Origin of the sequence: Yoonia sp. (assembly GCF_017854415.1) — a bacterium.
Taxonomy (GTDB): domain Bacteria; phylum Pseudomonadota; class Alphaproteobacteria; order Rhodobacterales; family Rhodobacteraceae; genus Yoonia.
Genome location: NZ_JAFMHR010000133.1, coordinates 1 through 5,219, shown reverse-complemented (window position 1 = coordinate 5,219; position 5,219 = coordinate 1). Strand labels below are relative to the sequence as shown.

Annotated in this window: 5 protein-coding genes; 1 reads left to right on the top strand and 4 read right to left on the bottom strand. The window is 54.5% G+C overall.

The window, feature by feature from the left end; translation table 11 throughout:
* Positions 1–1,319: lysine--tRNA ligase (locus QZ197_RS13255; RefSeq protein WP_296432528.1), on the bottom strand; the 1,319-nt coding region annotated here is incomplete at its 3' end.
* Positions 1,320–1,430: 111 nt separating this feature from the next.
* Here QZ197_RS13255 and QZ197_RS13250 point away from each other — a divergent pair.
* A complete protein-coding gene (locus tag QZ197_RS13250) occupies positions 1,431–1,850 on the top strand; it encodes a tellurite resistance TerB family protein (RefSeq protein ID WP_296432527.1) in 420 nt (139 codons plus the stop codon).
* Here QZ197_RS13250 and dacB read toward each other — a convergent pair.
* From dacB to mgrA, 3 genes are all read right to left on the bottom strand, one after another.
* Positions 1,847–3,316, bottom strand: coding sequence for a D-alanyl-D-alanine carboxypeptidase/D-alanyl-D-alanine-endopeptidase (gene dacB, locus QZ197_RS13245; protein ID WP_296432526.1), 1,470 nt, complete (start codon positions 3,314–3,316; stop codon positions 1,847–1,849). The genes QZ197_RS13250 and dacB overlap by 4 nt on opposite strands.
* Complete coding sequence (locus QZ197_RS13240; protein WP_296432525.1) at positions 3,316–3,909, bottom strand: nicotinate-nucleotide adenylyltransferase; 594 nt, start codon at positions 3,907–3,909, stop codon at positions 3,316–3,318. Before QZ197_RS13240 ends, dacB begins: the two co-directional genes overlap by 1 nt.
* Before the next feature lie 142 nt (positions 3,910–4,051).
* On the bottom strand, positions 4,052–5,080 hold the full coding sequence (gene mgrA, locus QZ197_RS13235; RefSeq protein WP_296432524.1) for an L-glyceraldehyde 3-phosphate reductase: 1,029 nt from the start codon (positions 5,078–5,080) through the stop codon (positions 4,052–4,054).
* Positions 5,081–5,219: the final 139 nt, after the last annotated feature.

Genomic DNA, 5,219 nt, shown 5'->3' with positions numbered 1-5,219 from the left:
TGATCCGTCGGCGTGCGGTAAGTCTTATTGGGCTTCACGAAGTCATTGTAATACCGCACGGCAAAGCCTGCCGCTTGATCCATCTGCGGGTTATTTTCGGCAGACGCATCCGGCGCATAGCGCTGGATAAAGCCCCACAGCGTGTCTTTGTCTTCGGCGCCCGAAACAGAGGCCAAGTTCAGCAGCATCGCGAATGGCACAACCATGTCAGAGGCAGGCACATCGCCCCCGTGAATATGGAACACAGGGTTATTGGCGCGGCCTGCATCATCTTGATCGGCATACGCGCGCAGCTGTTGATGATATTCATCCACGGCCTTTGGGATCACATCGAAATGCATCCGCTTGGCGGTCTTGGGCTTGAGATACATAAAATAGCTCAGGGATTCTGTCGACGCATAGGTCAGCCATTCATCAATCGAAATGCCATTGCCGGACGACTTTGAAATCTTCTGACCGCTTTCATCCAAGAACAGCTCGTATGAGAAATGGTTCGGCTTCTTGCCGCCTAAAATCTCGCAAATGCGGTCGTAAATCGCCGTGTTCGTGGCGTGCTCTTTGCCGTACATCTCAAAATCGACGTCCAATGCAGCCCAGCGCGCGCCAAAATCAGGCTTCCACTGCAGTTTGACGTTGCCGCCCGTCACAGGCAGCGTCCATTCACGACCGTCTGGATCGTCAAACGTCACTTCGCCTTTGACGGCATCAACATTTTTCATCGGCACATAAAGCACACGGCCCGTTTCGGGATGGATTGGCAAAAAGATCGAATAGGTCTCGCGGCGTTCTTCGCGCAATGACTTTAGCATGACTTCCATGATGTCGTCATAGCGTTCGGCGGCACGCTTGAGGATCTCATCAAACTGACCAGTCCGGTAAAATTCACGGGCCGAATAGAATTCGTATTCAAAGCCGAACGTATCCAAGAACCGGCGCAGCATAGCGTTATTGTGGTGGCCAAAACTCTCGTATTCGCCAAATGGATCGGGCACAGATGTCAGCGGCTTGTGCATATGCTCGGCCAGCATTTCTTGCTGTGGCACATTGCCTGGAATCTTGCGCATGCCGTCCAGATCATCCGAAAAACAGATCATTTTGGTCGGAATGTCAGAAATAACTTCGAATGCACGCCGGATCATTGTCGTGCGCAAAACCTCGCCAAAGGTGCCGATATGCGGCAGACCAGATGGACCATAGCCGGTTTCGAACAGGACATATCCCTTTTCGGGCGCCTTGTTTTCATACCGTTTGAGCAATGCGCGCGCCTCTACAAAGGGCCAAGCCTTCGACGTCATCGCCGCTTCTCGCAGATTGCTCATGGGTTATCTCACATCCTACGCGGCGTCATTATGAGCGCCGCTGCGCGCTCTCCCTATTGCGAGACTGACAAGGCGTCAATAAATGGGTAAGCAGAAGTAAAGGAATTGATCATGCTTGAAGACGCCACAATGACCGCACAAGACAGCCTTGCCGCGTTGATGATCGCTATGTCAGCATCTGACGAGCATATTCGCACAGCCGAACTTGTGAAGATGAGCAACGTGATCAACAACCTACCCGTCTTTGCGGGCTACGATGCCGAACGACTGCCCCGCATGTCCAAAATGGTCTTTGACCTGTTAGAGCAGGAAGATGGGCTTGAGGCATTGTTTGGTCTGATCCGCGACGCCCTTCCCGACCATCTTTACGAAACGGCTTACGCGCTGTCCTGCGATGTTGCGGCTGCTGATGGCCGTATTGTTGGGCCCGAAGTGCGCATGCTGGAAGAAATCAGGGACGAATTAAACCTTGACCGTTTGCATGCTGCAGCCATTGAGCGTGGCGCACGTGCCCGGCACATGACCCTTTAAGCAGGCAGTCGCAGCGCCAAATGCTTTAGAATATCCTGCTGCAGTCGCCGCGCGCGCGTATTAAAGGTACGCGCGCCGCGTGGTCGTTCCGCACCTTCCAGGATGCCCGCCTGCCGTGCCTCAAGGTCAGAGGCAAAAATCGCGAAAGCCAGATCACGGCCTTTGTCTGTGCGCACATAGCCCGCTAGCGTAGACACAAAATTCAATGTCCCTGTTTTGGCGCGCACAGACATACCAGCGCGTTCGATAACCTTCTGATCGTCGCCGACCAACCGGATGTCACGCATGATCGGCTGCAATGTTTGCTTCACATCGGGTGCCGCCAGCATACCAACCGCATCCGCAGGCGATACCCGCGACAAGTCGCCCAGACCAGAATGATCAACAAAATGCGGTGTTATCCCGCCGCAGCGTTCTGTTATCCAACGCGCCATTCCGATGGCAGAGGTCCGCAGACCTCGTTTTTCCCCGACACGTTGGTTAGTCGCCGACAGGCCCGCCGCCTCTGCGGTGATATTCGTTGAATAGCGCAACATCCCACGCATGACTTCTGTCAGCGGCTCGCCCTCAAAGGTCGCCAGCGGTGTGCCAGTGGGCGGTTTAACCGTTTCTTTCGGGGCCTTCAGAACAATGCCATGGCTGCGCGCAAAGGTCGCGAAAACTTCGCCTGCGTACAGGGCGGGATGGCGCACGGGCAACCAGCGTGATCCTTCATCATTCAATGAACCCCGCGCAACCGTCCACTGATCAATATCGCCCAAATCCCGATATGTGAAAACGGGATCCACCCGATCAACAATGGCCATGCGCGACGTCGTGACCACCGGCCGATAATTCGCGCTGCGCGCATCGAGTGCCGTGACAAAGTCATCCTCCTCGCGCTTCCATTCAAAATGCACACGGTTGAAATTAAGATTGAGGCCGGTAACCGTCGGGTTGTACCCAAAATGGTCGAGCTGGGTGCTGTCAATCTCGTCAATGTTGCGCAGGGCTTCGTCCCAAACAAGGAAATCACCGGTCACTTCGGTTAGCCCCGTCTCTTTAAGTGACTGCGCCAATGCGGCAAGACTGTCAGTGACAAGCTCGGGATCACCACTACCTGCCAAAATCAAATTACCATCTAAAATGTTATTTTTTATTTCACCATCAGCAAATATGCGTGTTTTGAATTGGTGACCTGCGCCAAGGGCTTCCAGCGCATAGAGCGCAGTAAAGGCCTTGGTGACGCTCGCAGGTGGCTGCGCGATACTGCTATCAATACTCTCAAGAACTTCGCCGCTGGCCAGATCAACAACACGCACGCCAATTCGACCCGTCAGGCCAGCATTCTTTACTAATTTTGCGACAGCGTCCTGCGGTTCAACACGTGCGACTGGCCGCAGCGACGTCAACGGTGCATTTGCAAAAGCGGTGGTCGCCAAGGTGGACGCGGCCCCTGCCAACATTGCACGGCGTGATAACTGCATTACCATTCCCCCCGCGCACGAATTGCCGATGACGACTGATCAGACATCGGCACATTCACAAACGACCAAGCGGGTGCTTGCAAGCGTCCCAAAATATGCGACGCATGTCCTTGTACGCGCGCATTTGCATAGACTTTTGCGGCCTTGGAGAGACGTGCCGAAATCCGGTCACCTGGGCGGGCAATCACACCAATTGGCACCGTGTCCATGATCCATTGCCAGTCCTGCCAGCGATGAAACTGCGCCAGATTGTCGGCCCCCATCAGCCACACAAACCGCACCGCCGGATAGCGCTTGCACAATGCAGCCAACGTTTGGGCCGTGTACCGTGTCCCTAGTCGCGCTTCGATATCCGTAACCGTCACTCGAGGGTGTTGCATAAGCGCCCGCGATGCTTGGACCCGATCTGACAGCGGCGCAGGGCCATTCTTTTTCAACGGATTTCCGGGCGACACCAGCCACCAAACATGATCCAATCCAAACCGCTTGAGTGCGGCCTTGGTAATATGCACATGGCCTGCATGCGGGGGATCAAACGACCCGCCCAACAGTCCAATTGTCTGACCAGCCGTTGCATGCGGATAAGCAGTCATCGGCGCTCGATCCGGCAAGCTGTCTGTGACGTACAAATGGCCATAAAGCGCGCATTATCCGTTGGGTTCAAAGTTCCGCCGTAGTAGTCATTTCAATGTCCGCACTGTCAACACCACCACGCAGAAACGTGAGCGCCGCAGATCAAAGCTCGGACGAAGCAGCCCAAAGGTTTATTTGTTCTTCATTGGCGTATTCATCAATTAGGGCAAGCTCGTCTGCGCTGAACGTAAGGTTCGCAATAGCGCCCGCACAATCCACAACCTGCGACGGCTTTGACGCACCGATCAAGGCTGTCGTTATGCCATCGCCCCGCAAAACCCAAGCAATCGCCATCTGCGCCAACGTCTGCCCACGCGTCTGGGCGATTTCGTCAAGCTTGCGAATATTCGCGATCGCCTGATCGCTGAGCATTGAAGGAAACAACGATTTGTCCTGCGACGCGCGGCTGCCCTCTGGAATACCGCCAAGGTATTTCTTGGTCAGCATACCCTGCGCCAGCGGGGTAAACGCGATAGAGCCGACACCCAATTCCTTTAAAGTGTCTTTTAGACCGTCCCGCTCTACCCAGCGATTGATCATATTATAAGACGGCTGGTGAATCACACAGGGCGTCCCAAGATCATTCAAGATCGCCACAGCCTCGCGGGTGCGTTCAGAATTATAAGACGAAATCCCTGCATACAACGCGCGCCCAGACCGCACGATGTAGTCAAGCGCGCCCATCGTTTCCTCTAGCGGGGTTTCGGGATCAAAGCGGTGCGAATAGAAAATATCAACGTAGTCCAACCCCATCCGTTTGAGCGATTGATCACATGATGAAATCATCATTTTACGGCTGCCCCACTCGCCGTAGGGACCGGGCCACATATGATATCCAGCCTTGGAGCTGATAATCAACTCGTCACGGAGGCCTTTGAAATCTTCCGCAAGTATCGACCCGAATGCATGCTCTGCCGAACCGGGGGGCGGGCCATAGTTATTGGCCAGATCAAAATGCGTGATCCCGTGATCAAATGCCGTCCGGCAAATTGCCTGTTTGGTTTCATGCGGGGTGTCGTGGCCAAAGTTGTGCCACAACCCCAATGACACCGCGGGCAATTTCAGCCCCGAATTGCCACAGCGACGGTACGTCATCCGCGCATAGCGGTCTTCGGCAGGGGTATAGGTCATGGGCAGGTTCCTCTGGTCTGGATGCCTAAGCGATCATGTCACCCCCTAGATGTCAACGAAACAAGGGCAGGCATGAAAACATCTGCGTCTTTTCTTCAAAGCACAATCGTGCCAAGCATTTGAAGTCTGCAATGCGTAC